Origin of the sequence: Acinetobacter sp. ABJ_C4_1, assembly GCF_044538495.1 — a bacterium.
Taxonomy (GTDB): Bacteria; Pseudomonadota; Gammaproteobacteria; order Pseudomonadales; family Moraxellaceae; genus Acinetobacter; species Acinetobacter nosocomialis_A.
Genome location: NZ_JBIUCQ010000015.1, coordinates 36,667 through 58,277, shown reverse-complemented (window position 1 = coordinate 58,277; position 21,611 = coordinate 36,667). Strand labels below are relative to the sequence as shown.

General features: G+C 37.6%; 21 protein-coding genes. 9 read left to right on the top strand and 12 right to left on the bottom strand.

Annotated elements, in window-relative coordinates; translation table 11 throughout:
- Window positions 1–741 precede the first annotated feature (741 nt).
- The 9 genes from ACIF8R_RS15770 to ACIF8R_RS15730 form a co-directional block, all read right to left on the bottom strand.
- The gene (locus ACIF8R_RS15770) at window positions 742–1,356 is read right to left on the bottom strand and encodes a TetR/AcrR family transcriptional regulator (RefSeq protein ID WP_396481800.1); all 615 of its coding nucleotides are present in this window, start codon (window positions 1,354–1,356) and stop codon (window positions 742–744) included.
- A gap of 66 nt (window positions 1,357–1,422) precedes the next feature.
- Window positions 1,423–2,250: a lysophospholipid acyltransferase family protein gene (locus ACIF8R_RS15765; protein ID WP_396481798.1), complete on the bottom strand. Its 828-nt coding sequence runs from the start codon at window positions 2,248–2,250 to the stop codon at window positions 1,423–1,425.
- A gap of 50 nt (window positions 2,251–2,300) precedes the next feature.
- Window positions 2,301–3,149: an SDR family oxidoreductase gene (locus tag ACIF8R_RS15760; RefSeq protein ID WP_396481796.1), complete on the bottom strand. Its 849-nt coding sequence runs from the start codon at window positions 3,147–3,149 to the stop codon at window positions 2,301–2,303.
- 4 nt (window positions 3,150–3,153) lie between these two features.
- Window positions 3,154–4,182: a 4-hydroxy-2-oxovalerate aldolase gene (dmpG, locus tag ACIF8R_RS15755; protein ID WP_396481794.1), complete on the bottom strand. Its 1,029-nt coding sequence runs from the start codon at window positions 4,180–4,182 to the stop codon at window positions 3,154–3,156.
- A gap of 1 nt (window position 4,183) precedes the next feature.
- Window positions 4,184–5,152, bottom strand: a complete 969-nt coding sequence (locus tag ACIF8R_RS15750) for an acetaldehyde dehydrogenase (acetylating) (RefSeq protein WP_396481792.1) — start codon at window positions 5,150–5,152, stop codon at window positions 4,184–4,186.
- A 12-nt stretch (window positions 5,153–5,164) separates the two neighbouring features.
- Window positions 5,165–5,956 carry a 2-keto-4-pentenoate hydratase gene (locus ACIF8R_RS15745; protein ID WP_396481790.1) on the bottom strand — a complete coding sequence of 264 codons (792 nt, stop codon included), beginning with the start codon at window positions 5,954–5,956 and terminating at the stop codon, window positions 5,165–5,167.
- Window positions 5,953–7,701, bottom strand: coding sequence for a bifunctional 3-(3-hydroxy-phenyl)propionate/3-hydroxycinnamic acid hydroxylase (locus tag ACIF8R_RS15740; protein WP_396481788.1), 1,749 nt, complete (start codon window positions 7,699–7,701; stop codon window positions 5,953–5,955). Before ACIF8R_RS15740 ends, ACIF8R_RS15745 begins: the two co-directional genes overlap by 4 nt.
- Before the next feature lie 17 nt (window positions 7,702–7,718).
- The gene (locus ACIF8R_RS15735) at window positions 7,719–8,723 is read right to left on the bottom strand and encodes a VOC family protein (RefSeq protein WP_396481786.1); all 1,005 of its coding nucleotides are present in this window, start codon (window positions 8,721–8,723) and stop codon (window positions 7,719–7,721) included.
- A 12-nt stretch (window positions 8,724–8,735) separates the two neighbouring features.
- The gene (locus ACIF8R_RS15730; RefSeq protein ID WP_396481784.1) at window positions 8,736–9,596 is read right to left on the bottom strand and encodes an alpha/beta fold hydrolase; all 861 of its coding nucleotides are present in this window, start codon (window positions 9,594–9,596) and stop codon (window positions 8,736–8,738) included.
- A 254-nt stretch (window positions 9,597–9,850) separates the two neighbouring features.
- Here ACIF8R_RS15730 and ACIF8R_RS15725 point away from each other — a divergent pair, with 254 nt between their 5' ends.
- From ACIF8R_RS15725 to ACIF8R_RS15710, 4 genes are all read left to right on the top strand, one after another.
- Window positions 9,851–11,104 (top strand): OmpP1/FadL family transporter, encoded by a 1,254-nt coding sequence (locus ACIF8R_RS15725; RefSeq protein WP_396481782.1) that lies wholly within the window; start codon window positions 9,851–9,853, stop codon window positions 11,102–11,104.
- Between the two features lie 257 nt (window positions 11,105–11,361).
- The gene (locus tag ACIF8R_RS15720; RefSeq protein ID WP_396481780.1) at window positions 11,362–12,441 is read left to right on the top strand and encodes an amidohydrolase family protein; all 1,080 of its coding nucleotides are present in this window, start codon (window positions 11,362–11,364) and stop codon (window positions 12,439–12,441) included.
- A 118-nt stretch (window positions 12,442–12,559) separates the two neighbouring features.
- Window positions 12,560–13,000 carry a DUF2147 domain-containing protein gene (locus tag ACIF8R_RS15715; RefSeq protein WP_396481778.1) on the top strand — a complete coding sequence of 147 codons (441 nt, stop codon included), beginning with the start codon at window positions 12,560–12,562 and terminating at the stop codon, window positions 12,998–13,000.
- Between the two features lie 96 nt (window positions 13,001–13,096).
- On the top strand, window positions 13,097–13,333 hold the full coding sequence (locus ACIF8R_RS15710; protein WP_003651786.1) for a VF530 family DNA-binding protein: 237 nt from the start codon (window positions 13,097–13,099) through the stop codon (window positions 13,331–13,333).
- A 110-nt stretch (window positions 13,334–13,443) separates the two neighbouring features.
- Here ACIF8R_RS15710 and ACIF8R_RS15705 read toward each other — a convergent pair whose 3' ends face one another.
- Together ACIF8R_RS15705 and ACIF8R_RS15700 are read right to left on the bottom strand one after the other, a co-directional pair.
- A complete protein-coding gene (locus tag ACIF8R_RS15705; protein ID WP_396481776.1) occupies window positions 13,444–15,216 on the bottom strand; it encodes an amidohydrolase in 1,773 nt (590 codons plus the stop codon).
- Window positions 15,217–15,298: 82 nt separating this feature from the next.
- Window positions 15,299–15,454, bottom strand: a complete 156-nt coding sequence (locus ACIF8R_RS15700) for a hypothetical protein (RefSeq protein WP_396481774.1) — start codon at window positions 15,452–15,454, stop codon at window positions 15,299–15,301.
- Window positions 15,455–15,710: 256 nt separating this feature from the next.
- On the opposite strand from ACIF8R_RS15700, the gene adeT1 reads away from it, so the two are divergent.
- A complete protein-coding gene (adeT1, locus tag ACIF8R_RS15695; RefSeq protein WP_396481772.1) occupies window positions 15,711–16,706 on the top strand; it encodes a putative multidrug efflux protein AdeT1 in 996 nt (331 codons plus the stop codon).
- Between the two features lie 43 nt (window positions 16,707–16,749).
- On the opposite strand, the gene ACIF8R_RS15690 is transcribed toward adeT1, so the two are convergent.
- Entirely contained in the window at window positions 16,750–17,772 is a 1,023-nt protein-coding gene (locus ACIF8R_RS15690) for an AraC family transcriptional regulator (protein WP_061874060.1), read from the bottom strand.
- A 188-nt stretch (window positions 17,773–17,960) separates the two neighbouring features.
- On the opposite strand from ACIF8R_RS15690, the gene ACIF8R_RS15685 reads away from it, so the two are divergent.
- From ACIF8R_RS15685 to ACIF8R_RS15670, 4 genes are all read left to right on the top strand, one after another.
- Window positions 17,961–18,881: an alpha/beta hydrolase gene (locus ACIF8R_RS15685; protein ID WP_396481770.1), complete on the top strand. Its 921-nt coding sequence runs from the start codon at window positions 17,961–17,963 to the stop codon at window positions 18,879–18,881.
- A gap of 17 nt (window positions 18,882–18,898) precedes the next feature.
- The gene (locus ACIF8R_RS15680; protein WP_396481768.1) at window positions 18,899–19,735 is read left to right on the top strand and encodes an SDR family NAD(P)-dependent oxidoreductase; all 837 of its coding nucleotides are present in this window, start codon (window positions 18,899–18,901) and stop codon (window positions 19,733–19,735) included.
- 129 nt (window positions 19,736–19,864) lie between these two features.
- A complete protein-coding gene (locus ACIF8R_RS15675; protein ID WP_396481766.1) occupies window positions 19,865–20,749 on the top strand; it encodes an alpha/beta hydrolase family protein in 885 nt (294 codons plus the stop codon).
- 113 nt (window positions 20,750–20,862) lie between these two features.
- Window positions 20,863–21,564, top strand: a complete 702-nt coding sequence (locus ACIF8R_RS15670) for a hypothetical protein (protein WP_396481764.1) — start codon at window positions 20,863–20,865, stop codon at window positions 21,562–21,564.
- Window positions 21,565–21,611: the final 47 nt, after the last annotated feature.

The following is a 21,611-nucleotide window of genomic DNA, read 5'->3' as shown; positions in this document are numbered from 1 at the left end:
TGGCCTGCCACCACTCTTCCAGACAAACTGAGTCTATTGTTAAGGTCTTTTTAGTAGGAAAATATGTATTCATAGCTAGGTTCATGAACCAAATAAGTTATAATTTAGAATTTTAGTTATCTAAGTAATTAAATTTATTGCTTATTATACATAATCTTATTTATGAATCAAATTTTAGGTAAACATAAGTTAAATAGAAGATTTGGAAACCTACCATATATAAAGCTCTGGCTACTCTACGTTGCTGCTACGCCGTTTATTCTTTACTACAGTAAATTCACAGCTTAGTATCTGTTGCTCAAGCAACTTACTAGCCCTTAGCGCGCTTAACGATTTAAACTGACTAACCCTATTTCTAATCTTAGCCAGAAAAACACTCTAGGCAGCCTTCTACAAAATGTCATTACATTTTTAATTTGCCCTAGCTAGAATGCGTAAGCTACTTACCACCTTTACGGGCTTCATTTTTGGCTACTGGCTACTGCGATACAGATTTCTTTCCCTAAATCGCCTTTTGAGCATTAAAGTTATTAATTTGCTTAGGCTAAATTTCAACACACAGAATATTTTATATCTTATTGAAATTTATAAATATATTTTATAAATACCCTTTACAGGCTTAGAAAAACTGATATAGTACGTGCGTACAGCTATTCTTTAGATTTAACCAGATCATTAAAAATAATATGCCTAGTGAGTGAGCTAATTTTTCAGCCCACCCTAAAATTTAATGGCTATTATTTATAGCTCTAATAAAGGTGGCAATTCCATTCGGGCAATTTGAAAAGCTTCTTCACGGCTAATTCCAAGTGCGCAAAGTAATAATTCAGCTATTTCTGTACCAGAGTCTCTCCAAGTTTTATGTCCTTCCAACACTAGAAAGATTGATGTTAGAACTGAACCAGCAATCAAAGACATAATAGAAATTAGCTGATCTTCACGGAATGTATATCGCTTACTTTCCAATCCAGCTATGACATCTGGTAACGGTGAATCACTACCAGTCCATAATGCCATTAAAGAAGTTGAACTAAATGCAAAACGACATATGAATCGCCCCCAATCAGGTTCTTCATGTGCCCGACGAATATACATGCGAACACCTTGAGCTAGACGAATAGCTGGGTCTTCTTCGTTACCAAAACTTTTAATAATTCTGGCATTCATTTCAACTGAAAGTTGTGAGGCAATATCTTCAAATAAAGTTTCAGGCGATAACTTATTATTATAGATTGTGCCACGAGCCACACCTGAAGCTGCGGCTAATTCAGAAACACTAATGTTAGTTGATCCACTTTCAGCAAAAAGTTTCAAAGCTGTTTTATGGATTCTTTGCTGAGATGAAGATAAACTCACTGTATAAGACCCTTTAAACAAAATAATAATATTTGAACAGATTTGGCTATTATTATACAGTTTTTATTACCCATTAAAACTTTTTGTAAGCTTCTTTCTCAGCCATCCCCAATTTTGATTTTTATCAGACTCTCTATAATTCTTTAAATCAAGAATCTGTTTTTCGATTGAGTGAGCAACCTGTTCCCTTATATTCCATATATCTTTTTCATTAGGGGCAACCTCAGCTGTAGAAATTCTTTCTCCAAAGCTAAAATAGAATCTTTGAGGCTTAGGAATGGGTAAGTAACCTACACCTGTAGGTATAGGTGGCAGAATATCCCCACCTCTTAATTTTTCATTTAGCTTTAATTTTGAAAGTAGTTTCTGTGCCGTAGTATTATTTTGTATATCATTCGCATCAAGAACAATATCAAAACAATCATCAGCTCCTAAAGAAGCAAATGGGATAATGTCATAGCCATGTTCTATCGCTAGACGTGCAAAACCGGTACGCTTTTTCCAAATTAATTGATAGCTTTCTCCTTTGCGTCGCATTACCTCACGTGCACCACCTGGAAAAACTAGAATAGACTGCCCACTTGACATAAGTGCATGACAATTTTCTGGTGTACCTAATACCATTCCACCTTTCTTTAAAATATCTCTCCAAATTGGGATATGAAAATGCATACGGTCACCTAATGACCGTAAGTGAACACCATGTTCTAATCTTAGATGTTCTAGAATAAGAGGAACATCTAATAGACCATACAACGTATGATTTCCAACAAACAACGCAGGTTTGGACATATCAAGTTGATCTGAATTAAAAAAAACTGGATCAAAATACCATCGTTCTAAATTACGTCCCCATTTGCCATAATTTTCTTCTGGGGGCATAAAGTTATCCATTTTATTCTCCTGTTCATATTAAGAAGACATCCTTGTATTCTTAACTTAGATTATTGTTCTACCCAATTTAGACTTTGTTCCCACAGCTCGTTTGCTAAGTTTATATTTTGAGCAGCATGTGAAGAAACTTTGACTTTACAGTCTTCATAATAGAAACCTGTATCACCAGCAACTTGCGGTTGAGTTGCACAGTAAAGCGTAGTTTTCGCGCCTTCTTCAGGACTAATCATAAAGTGGCTAATGAGCTTAACAAGCGGTTGTGGCATTGCTCTCCATACATTTGTTGAAACAACACCCGGATGTACTGCATAAACCGTAACGCCTGTACCATATAAACGGCGTCCCAGTTCTTTTGCAAAAAGAATATTTGCAAGTTTGGCTACAGCGTATTCTTTTAAACCACCAAAACTATTAGTAGGTTTTAATACCGCATTGAAATTAATACTCTGAACGTGTCGATGAGCTTTACTAGCAACCACAACGACACGTGCTGGTTTAGATTCAATTAATTTTTCAGTCAATAATTTAGTTAAAAGAAAGTGACCAACATGACAAACACCAAACGTTAATTCGAATCCTGATTGCGTTAGACCTTTCTGACCCGCCAATCCAGCATTTGCTATTAATAAATGCAAAGGAAGATCACGAGTAAGAAAACTTTGGGCGCAGCGACGTACAGAATCTAGATCAGCTAAATCCAACGCTATGAATTCAACTTTTGCCTGACCATAGGTCAAACTTTGAATTTCTTGAATTACCGTTTGCGCCTTGTTGATAGATCGGCATGCCAAAAAAACATGATAACCTTGGAGCGCCAATTCTCTGGCAGTGACTGCCCCAATACCTGAGTTTGCACCAGTTACTAAAGCAACTTTTCCATTTAATTTTAAATAAGACATGCTCTTATCCTTCTTGTTTTTGTTTTAATAGATCTAAGGCAACATCGACAATCATATCTTCTTGACCTCCTACCATACGACGACGCCCCAACTCCACCAAGATATCAACTGTACTTAAACCATAACGCTTAGAGGCAATTTCTGCATGGCGTAAGAAACTTGAATAGACGCCTGCATAGCCTAGCGCAAGTGTTTCTCGGTCAACTCGTACAGGACGATCCTGTAATGGTCTTACCAACTCATCAGCAGCATTCATCAATGTGAATAAATCAGTTCCATGATGCCAACCCAAGCGTTCAGCAGCAGCGATGAATACTTCCAATGGTGCATTACCAGCGCCTGCTCCCATACCAGCAAGACTTGCATCAATACGGTCACAGCCTTCTTCTACAGCAACAATTGAGTTTGCGACACCTAAGCTTAAGTTATGATGAGCATGTATCCCTGTTTCAGTTGAAGGATCTAATATATCTTTCATGGCTCTAAAACGTGCACGGATATCATTCATAGACATAGCCCCACCAGAATCTACGACATATATACATTGGGCACCGTAAGATTCCATGAGTTTGCCTTGTTGCGCCAATGCTTCAGGTGTAGTCATATGGCTCATCATTAAAAAACCAACAGTATCCATGCCCAACTCTCTAGCATATTCAATATGCTGTTTGGAGATATCGGCTTCGGTACAGTGTGTTGCCACACGAACAACGCGGGCACCAGCGTTATAAGCAGCCTTAAGATCATGGATGGTACCTATACCAGGAAGCAGCAAAGTCGCAATTTGTGAATGCGTAAGTACATCTGCTGCTGCTTCAATCCACTCTAAATCTGTGTGCGCACCAAACCCATAATTAAAGCTTGACCCTTGCAACCCATCACCATGGGCAATCTCAATACTATCTACTTTTGCCTGATCTAAGGCTTTAGCAATTTCTTGTACATTCTGAATTGAATATTGATGACGGATTGCATGACTACCATCACGTAATGTCACATCAGATATATATAACTTTTTTAAAGATGTAATCATTTTAGACTCCGGCAGCTGTATTGTTCATTTGAATAAACTCTGCAATCTTTTCTCCTGTTGCCAAAGCAGCTGAAGTCATAATGTCTAGATTCCCAGCATAAGCAGGTAAATAATGCGCGGCTCCTTCAACCTCTAGAAAAACACTGGTTTTAAGTCCTGAAAACTTTCCAAGCCCAGGAATATTTAAAGGTGACTCTTCGGGGATTACATCAAACTGAACTTTTTGTTTTAATCGATATCCGCCCACATATTTTTGAACTTGCTCAACGATTTGCTCAATTGACTCTTCAACTTCAACTTGACTCGCATTTTCAGAAAGAACATATACCGTGTCACGCATCAATAATGGCGGTTCAGCTGGATTTAGCACAATGATTGCTTTTCCTTTAGCTGCTCCTCCTACTGTCTCTAATGCTTTTGATGTTGTTTCAGTAAACTCATCAATATTTGCTCTAGTACCAGGACCTGCTGATTTACTTGAAATAGAAGCAACAATTTCAGCGTAATGAACTTTTGCAACTTTAGATACGGCGGCAACAATAGGTATAGTCGCCTGTCCACCACAGGTCACCATATTTACGTTTGGCTGCTTAACATGTTGTTCGAGGTTCACAACAGGAACACAATAGGGGCCTATTGCTGCTGGCGTTAAATCGATCATGCGAATATTAGGTTTATAACTTCTTAGTAAAGCATCATTTTTAATATGTGCATTTGCTGAAGTCGCATCAAAAATGATTTCAATATCTTTAAACTCAGGCAAGTTAATAAGCCCTTCTACGCCTTCAAATGTTGTTGAAATTCCTAATCGTTTAGCTCGGGCTAACCCATCAGAATCAGGGTCAATTCCAACCATTGCAGTAATTTCCAGATGCTCGCCGTAACGTAACATCTTGATCATTAAGTCACTGCCAATATTGCCACTACCAATAATCGCAGCCTTAATTTTGTTTTTTGATTGTTCGCTCATTAAGTTATCTCCCTATATTAACGTGCAGCTAACCGAACCTAAGCGGTCAATATAGGCAGTCACATTATCGCCAGCTTGTACATTTACCATGGGCCCTAATGCACCCGATAAAATAACTTCTCCCGCTTTTAAACCAATCCCTTTTTCACACATCGTACGAGCTAACCACCAAGCAGCCTTTAGAGGATGTCCTAAGCAAGCAGCACCACTACCTTCGGATGCAATTTTATTATTGTGAAGAAGTTCCATCTTTACTTCTGCAAGATTGAACGTCCCGATTTCAATGGGTTGATTACCTAAAACGAATAAACCACAAGAAGCATTATCAGCAACCGTATCTTCTAAAGTGATTTTCCAGTTATGAATCGCACTATCAACAATTTCTAAAGCAGGTAATGCGTAATCTAATGTTGATAAAAACTCTCCCCATGATGGAATTGGCCTCTTTAAATCACGACTAACAATAAAAGCAATTTCCGCTTCAATTTTAGGTTGTAATAAATGGCTTACTGGAACCTCATCTTCATGAAGAAACTCCATGTCATCAAATAAAATCCCGAAATCTGGCTGATCAACCCCTAACTGCTGCTGTACTGCTTTAGAGGTTAAACCAACTTTCTTACCGATGATTCTGGCGCCTTGGTTTACTTTGAAATCGGTATTAATTTTGGCTACCGCATAGGCTTCATCTAAACCCGAAATTTTATATGACTGTGATATTTGCTCTATTGTCTGTCTGGACTGTCTAGCATTTCGTAATGCAATTGCCGCAGACTCTAAACGTACTTGATTATTCATGCTCATACGCTTGCCTCACTAACTACATGTAACTTACGCTGAGCCGTAGTTAAATCCAGCTGATGCTTAAGCTGCTGTATGGTTGAATTAATTTGGTCTTGGTTCACAACAGCAAAGGTAAATTTATCTGGCCGTAACAAAGCAATAGGCTGAGATGCTTTACACGCTTTTCTAAACCAGCAGACCATATCACCAGCAATATCTTCAACTTCAATCACGTCAGGATTTAAATTCCGGCTGATATGACCTTGTGGACGATCAGAATATGGATACAAAGTAATAAATTTACAGCCTATTTGCTTCAATACTTGTTTTGACGTATTTGATAAACCAATTGTTGGATCTACTGATAATCCAATCAAAGAATAGTGCTCACCTAATAGAGAATCTAAAAGTTCAGGTCGCCCATCGAAACCACGGACTATAGGTTGTGGAGATAAACCACCTTCAGGGCTTAAACGATGTTTACGTGCCAAACCAAAATATTGACCTTTGGTGTAAATGGGTTTTGGTTTGAAGCCCCCTTCTTGTCCCCACTCTTTTAGTTTTGGGGTCGCAAGTACGCCTTTGATTACACCATCTCGAATTTTCCCAATCACAGGATTGGTCATTGAAACAAGATCTTTTAATAAAACAGATCCTTGTATCATTGCCTTAGCATGGTCACGACGTTCACTTTCATAGCTATCTAATAACTTATCTCCAGCCTGACCATTTAATACAGCACTGAGTTTCCAACCTAGATTCCCCGCATCTCGTATACCTGAGCTCGCACCCTGTCCCATAAATTGCGGAGTCATATGGGCTGCATCACCTGCCAAAAGTACACGTTTATCACGCCATTGATTAGCTACTAAAGCATTAAAGGTATAAACCAATTTACGCTTTACTTCGAAATCATCAGGATTAACAAATTTGGATAACAACATGCGTACTGTTTCTGGTTGCTCCATATATTCTTTGGTTTGACCTTTTTTCAGCATAAACTCAAAGCGATGAAAGCCATCAGGCTGGACACAACTCACAACTGGCAAATCAGGATCAACAACAAAATTAAAATAAGGTAAATGGCGCAAACCTTTATTTCGGTCTTTCTGTTTTAAATCAACAACGAGCCATGGTTCTGGAAAGTTTTTACCAGACATTTCAATACCCAGCTTGGCACGCACTGTACTTCGACCACCATCTGCACCAACTAAATAACGGGCTGTGATCTGTTGAATATCAGTATCGTCCTGTACTTCGGTTTTAACATCTGATTCATCACTAAAACGATAGACCTGTGTTGCTTGATGGGTCACAGTGACACTATTTACATCCTGACTAAAATTAATCAGTTCTCGCCCACGTAAAATCTTAACGTTTGGATATTGTGCTAAACCATTTGTTAAAGAAGTTTCCAAATAAGGCTGATAATAGAAATTAACAACTGGCCAACCAAATGGACGCTTTAATGGTTTGTATTGAGCAATTACAGATCCATCTGGCCGAACTAACTGAACAGGTGTATCAATGAGCATATCCTTTTGTAATTCTTCAGCCATATCAATAGACTGAAAGATTCGCATACACTCATCATCGGTATAAACAGCCCGAGCATTACCATAAAATACGGGTTCACGTTCTAATACCAAAACTTGGTGTCCATATTTTCCTAAAACGTGTGCCAATACCAAACCAGTAGGTCCTAGACCTGCAATAATCACATCAACATTCAATGATGTAGATTTTTTTGTTTTTTGATCATTCATGTTTAGAGCCTCTAAAGCTAGATGGGAGAATATTCAGGGTGAATTGCCGTTGATATTCCCTGCTTAAAATTACTCAAATTTGTAGAGAACATATAAAGTTTGGTGGGGTTTTCAGGCTTATGTCCCCAAGAACTGATCGCAAAATATGTGGTCGGCTTCCATGTTGTCTCGTTCACAACCAAGGGTGCCCAACCTAACTCAATTTCAAATCCCGATGGACTGATCACATAAAATGACAGCTCTTTATCATTCGGGTGTTGCCCAATTTCATGAGCCATTTCATATCCAAGTTGCTTACAACGCTGAAAAGCGCTAGATAAGTCATCTAAAGAAGCACCTTGTAAATTCATATGCTGAACTTTGGTACGAATTGGGTCTAAAGGGATTTCTCTTGTGGTTGCGATTGCAACAGAATGATGGCGTTCATTAAGACGAAGAAAAGTAATATCAAGAGTGACGCCACTAATGACTTGCTCTATATAGTCACTTATTCTGGCATTAAATATTTCCTGCCAGAATCTTTGCATTTTTAAAGGTTTTCTTGATGTAATGGCTACATGCCCCATACCAGCTTTGTCAGTAACAAAACTAGATGTCAGCATATTTAAAGGTTCATCCGTCAACTTAGCTTCAACATATAGCTCTATATTTTGTTTCTTGGGTCCTAAAATTCGCCAGAATTCCTTTACACCTCTTTGCTCAGCCTCAGCTAAACTACTTTTCTCAACAGTAATTTCACGTTCAGTTAATCGTTTTAAAATAATGTTCAGGGTTTCTTGATCTTCAACTTGCCACCCCAGTGCAACAAAGTCTTCTGCACTACCTTTTTGAATGATCAGACGTTTAGAATGCTTATCCATTCGAAAACTTATTTCATTGATAGACTTTTCATCCGCATTAAAATGCAAACCTAAGCCTTGTTGCAGAAAAGTTTTCCAATCTTTTAATTTGTTTGATTCAATGACTGCATAACCCATGCGTACTGAACCAAAAATATCTCGATCAATTGTTGAGGTGTTCATCTTTCTTCCTCCTCAAACAATGTTCTGTCTATCAAAAAATTCTAGGCTAAGCTTGTTAAATTCGTCTGCTCTTTCCCACTGTACCCAATGCCCCGTATTAGCAAATAAATAAACATCACAATTTGGCATTATTTTCTGCAAAGTTAATGCACCACTTGGACGATTAACCAAATCATTTGCCCCCCATACGACTAATGTAGGAACTTTGCATTTTTTTAGTCTCGAATCACGAGTGAAGTCCATTCGGATTGCCCCTTTCAAACCTGTAGGTCTTCTTAATGGTGGGGCTGCAACGACTTCAGGATCAGTACTTGCTTGAAAACGCTCTCGAATAACGCTTTCTGGAACTTGGCTACCATCAAATACAAGATATTCGCGGATAAAAGTTCTTAATTTATCGATAGTTGGTCCTTTACCACCATAGTAATTTAATAAACAGTTCAAACCTTTGGTTGGTAAAGCTTTAGTTGTATTAATGCCCCCAGGGCCCATAAGAATTAAGCTCGAAACTCGTTCAGGTTGTTCTAAAGCCATGCGTAATCCGCAAGCACCTCCAAGTGAATTTCCAATGATGTGGACTTTCTGAATTTTTAACTGGTCAAGCAGACCAAACATAGCATCAGCTAAGTCACCAAATGGATCATCACGATTCACACCTTTTGAAGACTGACCATACCCCTGCATATCAGGTACAAGTACACGATATTTTTCCGCCAACACATCTATATTCTTTGAATAATTCGATAATCCAGAAGCGCCTGGACCACCACCATGCAACATAAGGATAGGAAAACCTTCCCCTTGTTCATTAAGAAAAATTTGTCTATCACCAAATTTGACGGTTTGGGATATCAAGGTATTCGCTTTCATCATTTTATTTCTCAAATACTCCACAAAAACAATTTGAACACACGTGTTCAAATTAATCAATATTTGTGCATATTTTAAAAATTTTATAATTTACAGATAGATAAGTTTCTTAATTTTTAAAATAATTATTAAAAACAGCTATATAGTTAATTTTACAATAAATTTGATTTTTGAACACTTTTGTTTAATATTTTATATTCATGTTTATTTAAATGGATATAACTGTGATCGGATCACTTAGAACAAAATTAATATTTATGAGTTTAATGGCCCCAACTTCTTTAACTTATGCTTCTGGTGTTTTTATAGATACACAGACTGCTGCAGGTGTAGGTTATGCCTTTGCAGGCTCATCAGCACTCGCACAAAATGCCAGCGTAGTTGCCTATAACCCTGCTGCTATGATGGGTTTAAGTTCGGGTAATTATCTATCAGGTTCAGCATCTTACGTTGAGGCTACAACCGACTTTAAAGCAGAAAATACTTCATCAATTTCGCCTATCGTTCCAATAGGTAGCGTAGAAGCGAGTATTGATCGAGAATTTACAATTCCTAGTGTTCAGTATGTCTATAGAAGTGAAAGACCCTTCGCCGTCGGGCTGAGTGTTTCACCCTTATATGGAAATAAAGGCTCATGGGATGATGACTTTGTTGGACGATATAAAGGATTAAAAACCGAAGTTACTGGTATTAATATGAACACATCACTAGCATATGAGATCAATCCTCAGGTGATGATTGGACTTGGACTAAATTATCTCGACTTTGATGCTACTTTGACGAGAAAAGCTGGCCCTCTTATCAATACAAATGCACCAGTTTATTTAGGTGATGCTCAAGGTGAACTAAAAGGTGATGGAGACGGTTGGGCAGGAAATATTGGTATTTTTTTGAGGCCAACCGATAAACTAGACTTGGGTTTGACATACCGCTCTGAAACTAAACTAAAACTAGACGGTTCGCTCACAGTAACAACACCTGTAGCAAGCCTTAGTTACCCAGCAGAAGTCGATATTAAAATGCCACAAAGTGCAAGTTTAGCAGGTGCATATCGCTTTGCTCCCCAATGGACAGCTCTTGCAGAAATAACTTGGTCTGATTGGTCCGTTTTACCAGAATTCAGTGCAGTCAATCCTGAAAATAATACGGTTGTTTATGAAGAACAACTACATTTTAAAGATGGTTTAAGATCAAGTTTAGGCGCTCTATATCAAGTTACTCCTGCTACACAACTTCGATTTGGTATGGCTTATGACAAATCTGTGGTTGACTCATCATCAGACCGAACTGTTCGTTTTCCTGACGCAGATAGAATCTGGCTTTCATTAGGCGCAGGCTTTCAGGTTAATAAAAACCTAAGTATGGATGTTGGCTATTCACATGTTTTTGCAAACGAAGCAACTATTGACAGCCAAACCGTTGTGGCGGGTAAGCCGACTATGCAAACACTTAAAGGAACTTTTGACACAAAAGCAGATATCTTTTCACTTCAATTGAATTATAAATTTTAATCAAATAGCCCGTATTAAACATACGGGCTATTTCCTCTAATTTGAACTTTTAACTGTAATATCAAAAATATAATGGAACTTATCTATTTTTGATGAGTTCCTGATGGAAAGCATCTTAACGCTTAATAATGAAAAATACACAAAACAAAATAAACAATACTGTTCAATTTTGACCAAAATTGTCCTAATATAATTTCATTAAGATTTTTTAGAAATATGAGTGCCTAAAAAATTTAAGGCTCTTTTGAGGATGAGATATGACCAATACAATATTTAAGCAAGGGAGAGTTGATGTTCATCATCATATTGTTCCTCCAGTTTTTAAAGATGCCATGCTAAAGAAAGGCATTGATAAGGTCGCTGGTGCTCCATTACCAGTTTGGACGCCGTCTCAATCTATTGAGATTATGGATCAGATTGGTACTGAGACTGCGATTGTCTCTTTATCTGCACCAGGTGTGTATTTTGGAAATGTTCAAGAAGCTTGTAACTTAGCCCGCGCATGTAATGAATATACTGCTGAAATGCGACAGAACTACCCAAACCGTTTTGGGTTCTTTGCTGTTCTCCCAATGCCACTAACCGAACAAGCTTGTGCTGAAGCAATTTATGCACTTGAAGTTCTTAAAGCAGATGGAATTGTTTTACTAGGAAGTACTAATGGTATTTTTCTAGGTGACAGTCGATTTGAAGAATTAATGTTTGAATTAAACAAACGTAAAGCCATCGTTTTTATACATCCTAATTTACATCAAACAAGTGAAAATTTAGGTCTTACTACTCCTGGATTTATTTTAGAATTTTTACCAGATACAACTCGTGCAGCAGTTAATCTTATTACTTCTGGGGTTATGGAACGTTTTCCAGATATTCAGTTTATTTTAGCGCATGCTGGAGGGTTTTTACCTTACGTTGCTTGGCGAGTGTCTTTAGGCAACATGATGACAGAAATGAATAAAAATGCACCTCAAGGAATCATGACCTATATAAAGCGTTTTTATTTTGATACAGCGTTATCACCTTCGCCATATGCAATGTCAGCATTAAAAGAGCTTGTAGGATCAGAACGTATTTTATTTGGAAGTGATTTCCCATTTGCACCCGCTCCAGTATCACATATGCAAGTAAATACACTAGATGAACTCAGCATTTTTAATGATTCAGACCAATATAAAATTCAAAGAGGTAACGCTCTGTCACTGTTCCCACAATATAAAAAAATAAATGAAGATGTTAGCCCACGACCAATTTATCAACAGGAATCGTTAGGGAATAAGTTTAAACGCTGGATGGTCCAACCCATTATCGCCATCGCAGAAAAAAAACGCTCCCAATAATATTGGCTGAAACTAAATCTCACTTGATCGTTCACCGACTACTTCTAAAGAAAAAAGCTTGGAAGTAGAACCATTCTGACTATTAAATTCCCCATTGTTCATTCGAGAAACTATCGTTATGAAAAAATATTTATTCTTATTTTTACTAAGCTCTTTTTCCGTTCATTCATTTGCTGCCGACAGACTTAATGGCACCGTCTGGAAAACCATTGATGATGAAACGAATCAGCCTAGAGCAATCGTAAAATTTAGTGAAGATAAGAATGGTACATTATCTGCCAACATTGAAAAAATACTTGTTCTAAGTGAAGCCAATAAATGTACAAAGTGCGAAGGCGCTTATAAAAATAAGTCTTTAGTGGGTTTAACCATCGTCAGAAATTTGAAACACTCGGGACAAAACAACAAATATACCAATGGATCGATATTAGATCCTAAGACAGGTAAGACATATAGCTTTAGTGCAACATTATCACCAGATGGGCAAAAGTTTAGTGGCCGTGGCTACATTGGTATCTCTGCACTTGGACGAAATCAAACGTGGCTTCGTGTTAAATAAGCTTTAGAAAAACTCTGTAGGTTTAAATTCGAACCCTCTCATTTTCCAATTAGCTTAGGTTATAATAATGGACTCGCAAAATCTTGTTGATCTATTATGAACGCCTCCAATGACCCTTTACACGGCAAAAAACTTGCTGACATTTTGGATGAATTATTGGATTACTACGGTGGATTTGAAGGCTTAAGTCGTAAAATTGAAATTAGATGTTTTTGCATAGATCCAAGTGTTAAATCATCATTACGATTCTTACGTACCACACCATGGGCACGTGAAAAAGTAGAAAGCTTATATTTGTATGTCTTACGCCAAAAAGCCAAACAGAAATCATAGCTATCAAAACTCTAGCCTCAGCATTTTAATTAGTGGTGGATTGCCACCACTCTCCTAATAAAATGATCTGTAAGTGAGCTGATAGTTGCATCAGCCCACCTTAAATTTAATTATTGTTGATAGACCTTCTTTCCATTAAAAATAGTCCAAACTACTTTGGTTTCCGCCAACTGTTCAGGTGAAACATTAAAAATATCTCTATCTACAACAATCATATCGGCCTTTTTACCCGGTTCTAGCGTACCAATACTTTTATCTAAAGAAAGTGCTTTCGCCGAATTAATTGTATAAGCCTTAAAGGCTGTATCTCGGTCAATGGCTTCTGCTGGGTTTAAAGCTTCTCCCTCAATTCCTTTTCGTGTAATTGCTGTCGCCATAGCAACAAAAGGATTGGCTGTTGAAACTGGAGCATCACTTGCACCTGCAATGGTTGCGCCGTTAACGAATAAAGAATGTGCTGGATACATGCCCTTATAAGAAGTTGCATTAATATAAGGTTTTACCAGTTCTTTGTTAAAACCATCTTCATAGGCCCATGCCAATTGCATAGAAGCAATCACATTATTTTGTTTAAAGCGTTTATAGTCGTTTGGGGCTACGAGCTGAAGATGAGTAATACTATGAGGGACATTGCTCTGACGCTTTGAACGAGCATATTCAAAAGCATTTAAAGATTCATGTACAGCTCGATCACCAACAGCATGGATATGAACAAGCATATTTCGCTTATCTGCTTCATCAACAAGTACTTTAAAGGCATTTGGGTCAAATAATAAAGCCCCTTGCTTGTTACTATTAGAGTAACGACCGAGTAATGCAGCCGATTGAGCTGGGTATTCTAATACGCCATCGGCAAAGACTTTTACACCAATTAATTTAAAGTTATCTATGTTTTTATATTTACTATTGATTGACTCAATAATGTTAAATACTTGGGGCGTACTTTTTGAATTAATGACATGCAAACCAGAAACTCGTGCTGTTAACTCTCCTTTTTGAGATAACTCTTTATAAATTGGAATCATCCCTAGAGTTTGCTCTGTATTATGAATATTGGTAATACCCTTATTGGGGCTGGCATTTGCAGCAATATCCATCCAAGCCGTGAGGCCTAAGCTGTTATAGTATTTGATCGCTTCTTTAGAGCCGTTATAAAGAAGATCGTGTGATACAGATGGAATTTTATCACTCACCATATCCCATCCAGAATCGACAACAAATCCGGTCGGCTCAAACTGGTCATTATGGGCAATGTTTTGCTGATCATCAGGGCTTAATTGCTGAATGAAGTTTGCATCTATACCTGCTTTTTTTAAGAGAGCTTGGTTTGCCCAAGCCGTATGATGGTCACTGCCCACTAAAGCAATAGGACGATCTTTCCATTCATTATTATTAAATACATTTGAGAGTTGGTCGGCCAATTCCCAATATTCTGATGACAAACCATTTAAAAATAGAACATCTCCGGCAACACCCGTACCATCCAGACTTGATTGCTTAAGTTTTGCTTCTACCTTAGAAATATCTATTGTTGGGTCGCTGCTATCTATAGTTGCTAATATCGCCTCTACACCAGAAGCTAAGGCATGAATATGGCTATCAATTAAACCTGGCATTAAGACCTTATGATCCAGATCAATAACTTGTGTATTGTTATCTGCAAGTTTTTTAATTTCTTCGTTACTACCTACTTTAATAATGGTTCCGTCATGAGCAACGGCGACTGCTTGTTGTAAAGTATCATTATCTTTAGCGGTATAAATTTTTCCATTAATATAAATACTTTCGGCATGACTATTGTCAGCACTATCATTGTTTGCACACCCTACGTTTATAAACAGCAAACTCAAGCTAAGTGCTAAAAATCCTTTTTTAAATCTCATTTTTCACTCCAAAATAATTTAATTTTTTATTCATCGTTTTCCAATATTTTTATTGATATGTTGGCATCCATCCCTTGTGTGCCTAGGATTGCTCATCAACCACCGTTTGCTGACTATTGATACGTTTAGAGAGTTCAATACGATGCTTTGCGCTATACGCTAGAATCCCTATTTCACTGTTGGGTAAGCCTGTTAGCGTTAAGCTAGTAATTGCAATTTTTGTTTTTAAGATTTCCATAAATTAATCTCCATTGTGGAATGGATAAACTAATTTTTAAGTTTATTTAAGGATATAAAAAGAATAGAGAAAATACCGATTTATGAGATTTTTGTCCGCAAATCGGACAATAAACATTCTAATAAATCATTAAATGACTTCCTAAACCAAAGCTGTCTTTTGACCTTTTCTCTTTAAATTTTTATTGAAGTGTCATATCTAATCTAACCAAGATTTATAAAATAATTTTTATAATTTAAATAATGGATAATTAAATATGGATCGTTTGAAAGTTATTTTATTTATTACAAGTACCTGTTTAACAACAACTATTTATGCCAAACAACAAGTCGTGTGTGTATTTGACCCAATTGGTAAATCGGGAGATGCTTTCGCTTTAGCCAAAGATTATGCACTTGAAGCTAAAAATTGGGGAGCTGATCTATCTTTAAAAGCATATGTTGATGAACGCGTTGCGGCTGAAGATTTAAAAGTCGGCAAATGTGATGGCGCTATTATTAGTGGTTTACGTGGCCGCCAGTTTAATAAATACACAGGATCTTTAGATGCGGTTGGCGCATTAACAAATATGAAAACGGCAATTAATGCCTATAAGCTGTTGTCCTCACCCATGGCCGCAAAAAATATGGTGGTAGGCCCTTACGAAATTGCAGGTTTAGGCACAATTGGCCCTGCATATTTATTTGTAAATGATAGAAGTATCAATACACTCGCTAAAGCTGCCGGTAAAAAAATTGGGGTATTCAAATATGATGAAGCCCAACCAAAGCTTGTTCAACATGTTGGAGGTCAGGCTGTATCGGTAGACGTTACCAATGCCGGTGCAAAATTTAATAATCATGAAATTGATATTGTGCCCGCTCCTATTGTTGCATTTAAACCATTTGAACTACACAAAGGTCTAGGCGAGAAAGGCGCAATTGTTCGTTTTCCTTTGACTCAAATTTCAGCAAACTTCATTATTCGTAAAGACCAATTCCCTGCGGGTTTTGGGCAAAAGTCTCGAACTTGGGTAGCCAGCCAACTCAATAGAACGTTTGGCGTTATTGCCAAATATGAAAGTGATATTCCTTCAAAATATTGGATGGATATTCCTAAAAATGAACAATTAAACTATATGAAAATGATGCGCGAAGCACGTATACAACTCACCAAGGCTGGTATTTATGACCCTAAAATGATGAATTTTCTTAAAAAGGTAAGATGTAAAGAAAACCCAAGTAACTTTGAATGTGCGTTAAACGATGAATAAACACTCAAAACATATGCACATCTTATTTTAAGAAGTTCTACCCTCAGTTATTCATTTCCTCACGGGCTTGTTGTGGCGTTTTACCCGACCACTCTTTATAAGCCCGTGTAAATGGGCTGTGCTCGGCATAACCTAACAGTAAGGCTATTTCTACAATTTGTAGCCTAGGATCTTTTAAATACGACTTTGCCAATTCGTAACGGACAATATTTAATTCTTTTCGAAAGTTGGTGCCTGCTTCGGTCAAACGGCGTTGTAAAGTTCTACGTGAATAATTTAATCGTTCTGCAAGCTGTTCAATAGTTGGTTCACCTTGATGAAGTAAGTAAGCAATCTGTTTACGGACTTGATCTGTAATTTCATCAATATGTGGCAAGCTTGCCAGTAACTTGTCGGCATGCTTTTCTAATATAGCGACTAAGGCCGCGTCGGAATTTTTAAGCGGTAGACTTAACATTTCCTTATCAAAACGCATAAGTGCCACGGGCTGTTCAAAAAGCACAGGACAACCGAAATACTCCTCATAAGGCTGAACATTTTCAGGCTGTTCATGAATAAAATGTATTTCTTTGAGTTTTTCTTTTCCTCTAATGAGGCTACGGCAAAATTGAACTATAACGGTACGACCAGTTTCATCAGATAAGCCACCGACTGTTTGATCGTCCGTGGTATCCCATGAAAGCTCTACATACTCTGGGTAAATATGTACAGATGCGGGCACCACGTCATATACGAGCCTTTGGTAACGCTCAAATCTTTCTAAAACCGCTCCCAAATTTTCACACGCTAGAAATACAGATCCTAAAACACCTAAATGCTGAGCTGTAATGGTTTGGCCTACATGCAAACCAATAAAAGGGTCATTTAAATAATCTTTAGCGATAACAAGAAGACTTTCCCAATGATCAATATCTACGCCTTCCAAATGATTTGAATCTGCTTTAGGCCACGGTTCACCAAGAACCTTTTCTGGCTCATGTCCTAGCTTTTCGAGATATTCAAACAATAACTGAACATAGGTTTCAGGAATCCTTCTTCTATACAACGACTTATTCAATCCATTCATTTCGTATAGTTCTAATTTGGCGTCAAATATCAAGTAGTGTATAAAGCTTTTAAGTAAAAGCAAATGACTAAAACACCTGCTCAATCCAAATTTTGGCGCAAAGTATCAAGCAATATGGCGGCTTTCATCAAGCCTTATCTCATTATTTTTTAGATGATAGCGTCATAGCAAATATTGAGCGAAACACAATGAATAAGAATCTAAAGAATGTGCCACAAATGCCACTAGATATTCAATTTGATTCAAATGGCTTGAAATGCAGTGCCTATTTATACCGTCCCACGACCGAGGCAGTTACTCCAATGATTGTGATGGCGCATGGTTTGGGTGGAACTCGCAGAATGCGTTTAACTGCTTTTGCAGAACGTTTTGTGGCAGAGGGTTATGCTTGCTTAGTGTTTGATTATCGCTATTTTGGGGATAGCGAAGGTCAACCCCGACAATTACTAGATATTCAAAGCCAGCTTGAAGACTGGAAAGCCGCTATTGCCTATGCACGTAGCTTACCCAATGTTGATAAAAACAAGATTATTTTATGGGGAAGTTCTTTTTCTGGCGGTCATGTATTGGCTACTGCCGCTCAGGATGCCAACATTTGCGCAGTAGTTTCACAATGTCCATTTACCGATGGCCTTTCTTCTAGTTTAGCCATGAGTCCTATAACTTCAGCAAAACTTACGGCTTTGGCTGTGCGTGACCGTATAGGGGCTGCGCTGGGCAAAGAACCACTTATGGTTAAACTTGCAGGACTAGCGCATGAAACGGCGTTAATGACTGCTCCAGATGCCTATTCGGGAATTATGTCCATCATTAAAGATGAACCTAACTACAAAAACTACGTGGCAGCACGTTTTGCATTGGACATTATCCGTTATTACCCGGGACGTAAAACGCCAAAAATTAAAGCCCCAGTTCTATTTTGTATTTGTGAAACGGATACTGTTGCTCCTGCAAAAGTCACGCTACGTCATGCCAAGCGTACACCTCACAAAGAAATAAAAACCTATTCATACGGTCATTTTGACATTTACACAGGTCAAGCCTTTGAACATGTGGTGAAAGATCAAATTGATTTTCTTAAACGTACTGTTCCAGTAGCTCAAGCTTAAGTTAAAGGAGTTTTAAAATGGCGAAGTATGAATTAAAAGATAAAGTTGTGGTGATTACAGGCTCAACAGGTGGTCTTGGTCTTGCGATTGCTCAGGCATTACAGGCCAAAGGTGCAAAACTTGCATTATTAGACTTAGACCTGAGCAAAGTTGAAAGTCAGGCAAAACAGCTAGGTGGAAAAAGCATTGCCGCAGGTTGGGTTGCCGATGTCCGTTCTTTGGAAAGCCTAGAAACTGCTATGGCAAATGCAGCGAAACACTTCGGTAAAGTTGATGTGGTGATTGCAAATGCAGGCATAGGCTCAACGGAAGCACTAGAACATATGGCTCCTGAAACCTTTGAACGAACTATCGATATTAACCTGACTGGAGTATTTCGTACTTTCCGCGCAGCTATACCGTATGTAAAACAAACTCAGGGATATTTACTGGCAGTGTCTTCAATGGCGGCTTTCGTCCACTCCCCATTAAACACGCACTACACTTCGAGTAAAGCAGGCGTTTGGGCTTTATGTGATAGTCTTCGACTAGAATTAAAATACTCAAATATTGGCGTTGGTAGCCTTCATCCAACTTTCTTTAAAACACCATTAATGGACAGTATTCAAAATGACCCAGCGGGTAAAGCTGTATGGAAAGGTAACTCGGGCATTTGGAAATATGTATCTATTGAAGAAGTTGTTTCGGGTGTAGTTGAGAGCATAGAACGGCGTAAAGATATGACGGTTATACCTAAAGTAAATACTCCAATTGCCAAAGCACCAGCACTGTTTAGAAATGTGATTGAGTTCTTAGGTTTTAACTGTAAACAGCTTAAACAAACCATGCAACTGGCAGAGAAAAAGCATCATTAATTTTAGGTCTTTTAAGACACGGATGTTGTGGAGATATCCGTGTTTATTTAATTAAGAAATTTATATATTGATTTTAAATTTCAACAGATAGAAAATCACTCGCAATCATACATAACTATAAGAGTTCTTATGCTTCCTAAGCAGAAAAAGAATATAGCCCTGTCCTACATTCTTCCTTTAATTTTAGTTATTGGCTTTTATGCCTTTTTTCGTATATCTATTCTTCCTTATATTTATACCCAGCAAGCACAGCATCAACTTTTAACAGCAAATAATCAAACAACTGAAATTTATTGGAAAGAGCCAGACCTCTTAGCTGATAAAAAGTATCCAGCAATTATCTTCTTACATGGTATTCAGAAAGACAAACAAGGTGCTAAAGCCTTTGTACGCTCAGGCTTGTTAAATGAATATGCTAAAAAGAACTTTTTTAGTTTTGCTGTATCTATGAGTGGATATGGTGAGTCATCTGGAAAATCAGATTTTTGTGGTAAAGCTTCCCAAAATAATCTTGTACAAGCCATTAATTTTGCGCGATCACAGCCACATGTTGACTCAAACAAAGTTGCCGTAATTGGGATTAGTTGTGGCGCCTCTATAGCGAATGTTGTAGCTAACTCTGGAAAGATAAACGCTTTGATTCTGGTAGCGGGCTTTTATGACTTCAAAGGTATGTATGCTGAGTGGAGTTCTAACGCTAGAACACTACCTTCAAATGTAATGAATGAAATAAATGAAACGATTACTGCTGAGAAAAATATAGAAACTGCATCCACTGCTAGATCATCGCTACCAATATCATCTCATTATCCTCCTACTCTTATATTAGTTGGCAGCAAAGACCCTATTGTTGACCCAAAGCAAAGTATACAACTACATCAATTACTCGATAGTAAAGGTATTCCAAACGCCTTAGAACTTATACAAGATGCCAAACATCCAGTGCCTGCTAATATATGGAAATCTAAAAGCGACAAGTTTTTGGAAAATACTTTGAGTTTAAAAATTAAGTGATAAATGGGTTGTTCCGTAGATACCTTATATCAACCCTATAGCGGTACTGTTCGACCAAATCTACCTCACACTAAATTTTCTTTTACCTTAAATTCAGCAGCAAGACGTAAATCATGAATAGAAAATTAATCAGTACTATTGTTCTTATTTCTGTATTTGGAGTTACTGCTTGTAGCAAGGCATCAAATGAACAAACAAAGGTAGATACTACTACGAAAAGCAGTTCTCAAAACGTAAAAACTGAGCTATCGGCAAGTGATAAAGCGATTTTAGATAGATATGAAACAATCACAAATGAAGTTGTGACTTCTGGTGAAGATGAAAAGATAAAACAAACTTTAGCACCTTTAATACCTGAAATTAAGAAAGTTACTGCCAAGAAACAAAGAGAAACGGCATTGATGAATATTTATATGCTGTCTGGTATGTACAAAGAGGCTTATGAGTTAAATGAACAACAGATCAAAGAGAACCCCTTGCCTCAACGGATAATGTTTAGATGTACATTGCTTGAAAAATTAAATGAGGCCAAAGTAAAGATTCAACAGTGTCACGAAGCTTCTGCCCAACTCATACAAACCGAACTGAGTAAATCATCTAGCAAAAATGATCCCCAGTACCAAGATGCCGAATTTGTATATTTAACTGAAATGTATAAAGCTGGTCATACTGACTATAAAGCTAAAATACAGAAATTTATTGATGAAACTAAGGATGTCGCATCAAAAGATAGATATAAATCTTTATATGATGCTGAAATTGAATCCTTTTATGGTACTGATTCGCCAAATTATGTACCAGAATCATTAAAGTAAAACTTAAATGAAAAGCCCTGAAGACTCAGGGCTTTTTAAACTGCTTT

What these genes read in the sequence shown, in the direction of transcription:
- ACIF8R_RS15765 (WP_396481798.1), bottom strand. Translation starts at nt 2,250, where the DNA reads ATGGATAACTTTATGCCCCCAGAAGAAAATTATGGCAAATGGGGACGT.
- ACIF8R_RS15760 (WP_396481796.1), bottom strand. Translation starts at nt 3,149, where the DNA reads ATGTCTTATTTAAAATTAAATGGAAAAGTTGCTTTAGTAACTGGTGCA.
- dmpG (WP_396481794.1), bottom strand. Translation starts at nt 4,182, where the DNA reads ATGATTACATCTTTAAAAAAGTTATATATATCTGATGTGACATTACGT.
- ACIF8R_RS15750 (WP_396481792.1), bottom strand. Translation starts at nt 5,152, where the DNA reads ATGAGCGAACAATCAAAAAACAAAATTAAGGCTGCGATTATTGGTAGT.
- ACIF8R_RS15745 (WP_396481790.1), bottom strand. Translation starts at nt 5,956, where the DNA reads ATGAGCATGAATAATCAAGTACGTTTAGAGTCTGCGGCAATTGCATTA.
- ACIF8R_RS15740 (WP_396481788.1), bottom strand. Translation starts at nt 7,701, where the DNA reads ATGAATGATCAAAAAACAAAAAAATCTACATCATTGAATGTTGATGTG.
- ACIF8R_RS15735 (WP_396481786.1), bottom strand. Translation starts at nt 8,723, where the DNA reads ATGAACACCTCAACAATTGATCGAGATATTTTTGGTTCAGTACGCATG.
- ACIF8R_RS15730 (WP_396481784.1), bottom strand. Translation starts at nt 9,596, where the DNA reads ATGATGAAAGCGAATACCTTGATATCCCAAACCGTCAAATTTGGTGAT.
- ACIF8R_RS15725 (WP_396481782.1), top strand. Translation starts at nt 9,851, where the DNA reads ATGAGTTTAATGGCCCCAACTTCTTTAACTTATGCTTCTGGTGTTTTT.
- ACIF8R_RS15720 (WP_396481780.1), top strand. Translation starts at nt 11,362, where the DNA reads ATGACCAATACAATATTTAAGCAAGGGAGAGTTGATGTTCATCATCAT.
- ACIF8R_RS15715 (WP_396481778.1), top strand. Translation starts at nt 12,560, where the DNA reads ATGAAAAAATATTTATTCTTATTTTTACTAAGCTCTTTTTCCGTTCAT.
- ACIF8R_RS15710 (WP_003651786.1), top strand. Translation starts at nt 13,097, where the DNA reads ATGAACGCCTCCAATGACCCTTTACACGGCAAAAAACTTGCTGACATT.
- ACIF8R_RS15705 (WP_396481776.1), bottom strand. Translation starts at nt 15,216, where the DNA reads ATGAGATTTAAAAAAGGATTTTTAGCACTTAGCTTGAGTTTGCTGTTT.
- ACIF8R_RS15700 (WP_396481774.1), bottom strand. Translation starts at nt 15,454, where the DNA reads ATGGAAATCTTAAAAACAAAAATTGCAATTACTAGCTTAACGCTAACA.
- adeT1 (WP_396481772.1), top strand. Translation starts at nt 15,711, where the DNA reads ATGGATCGTTTGAAAGTTATTTTATTTATTACAAGTACCTGTTTAACA.
- ACIF8R_RS15690 (WP_061874060.1), bottom strand. Translation starts at nt 17,772, where the DNA reads ATGAATGGATTGAATAAGTCGTTGTATAGAAGAAGGATTCCTGAAACC.
- ACIF8R_RS15685 (WP_396481770.1), top strand. Translation starts at nt 17,961, where the DNA reads ATGAATAAGAATCTAAAGAATGTGCCACAAATGCCACTAGATATTCAA.
- ACIF8R_RS15680 (WP_396481768.1), top strand. Translation starts at nt 18,899, where the DNA reads ATGGCGAAGTATGAATTAAAAGATAAAGTTGTGGTGATTACAGGCTCA.
- ACIF8R_RS15675 (WP_396481766.1), top strand. Translation starts at nt 19,865, where the DNA reads ATGCTTCCTAAGCAGAAAAAGAATATAGCCCTGTCCTACATTCTTCCT.
- ACIF8R_RS15670 (WP_396481764.1), top strand. Translation starts at nt 20,863, where the DNA reads ATGAATAGAAAATTAATCAGTACTATTGTTCTTATTTCTGTATTTGGA.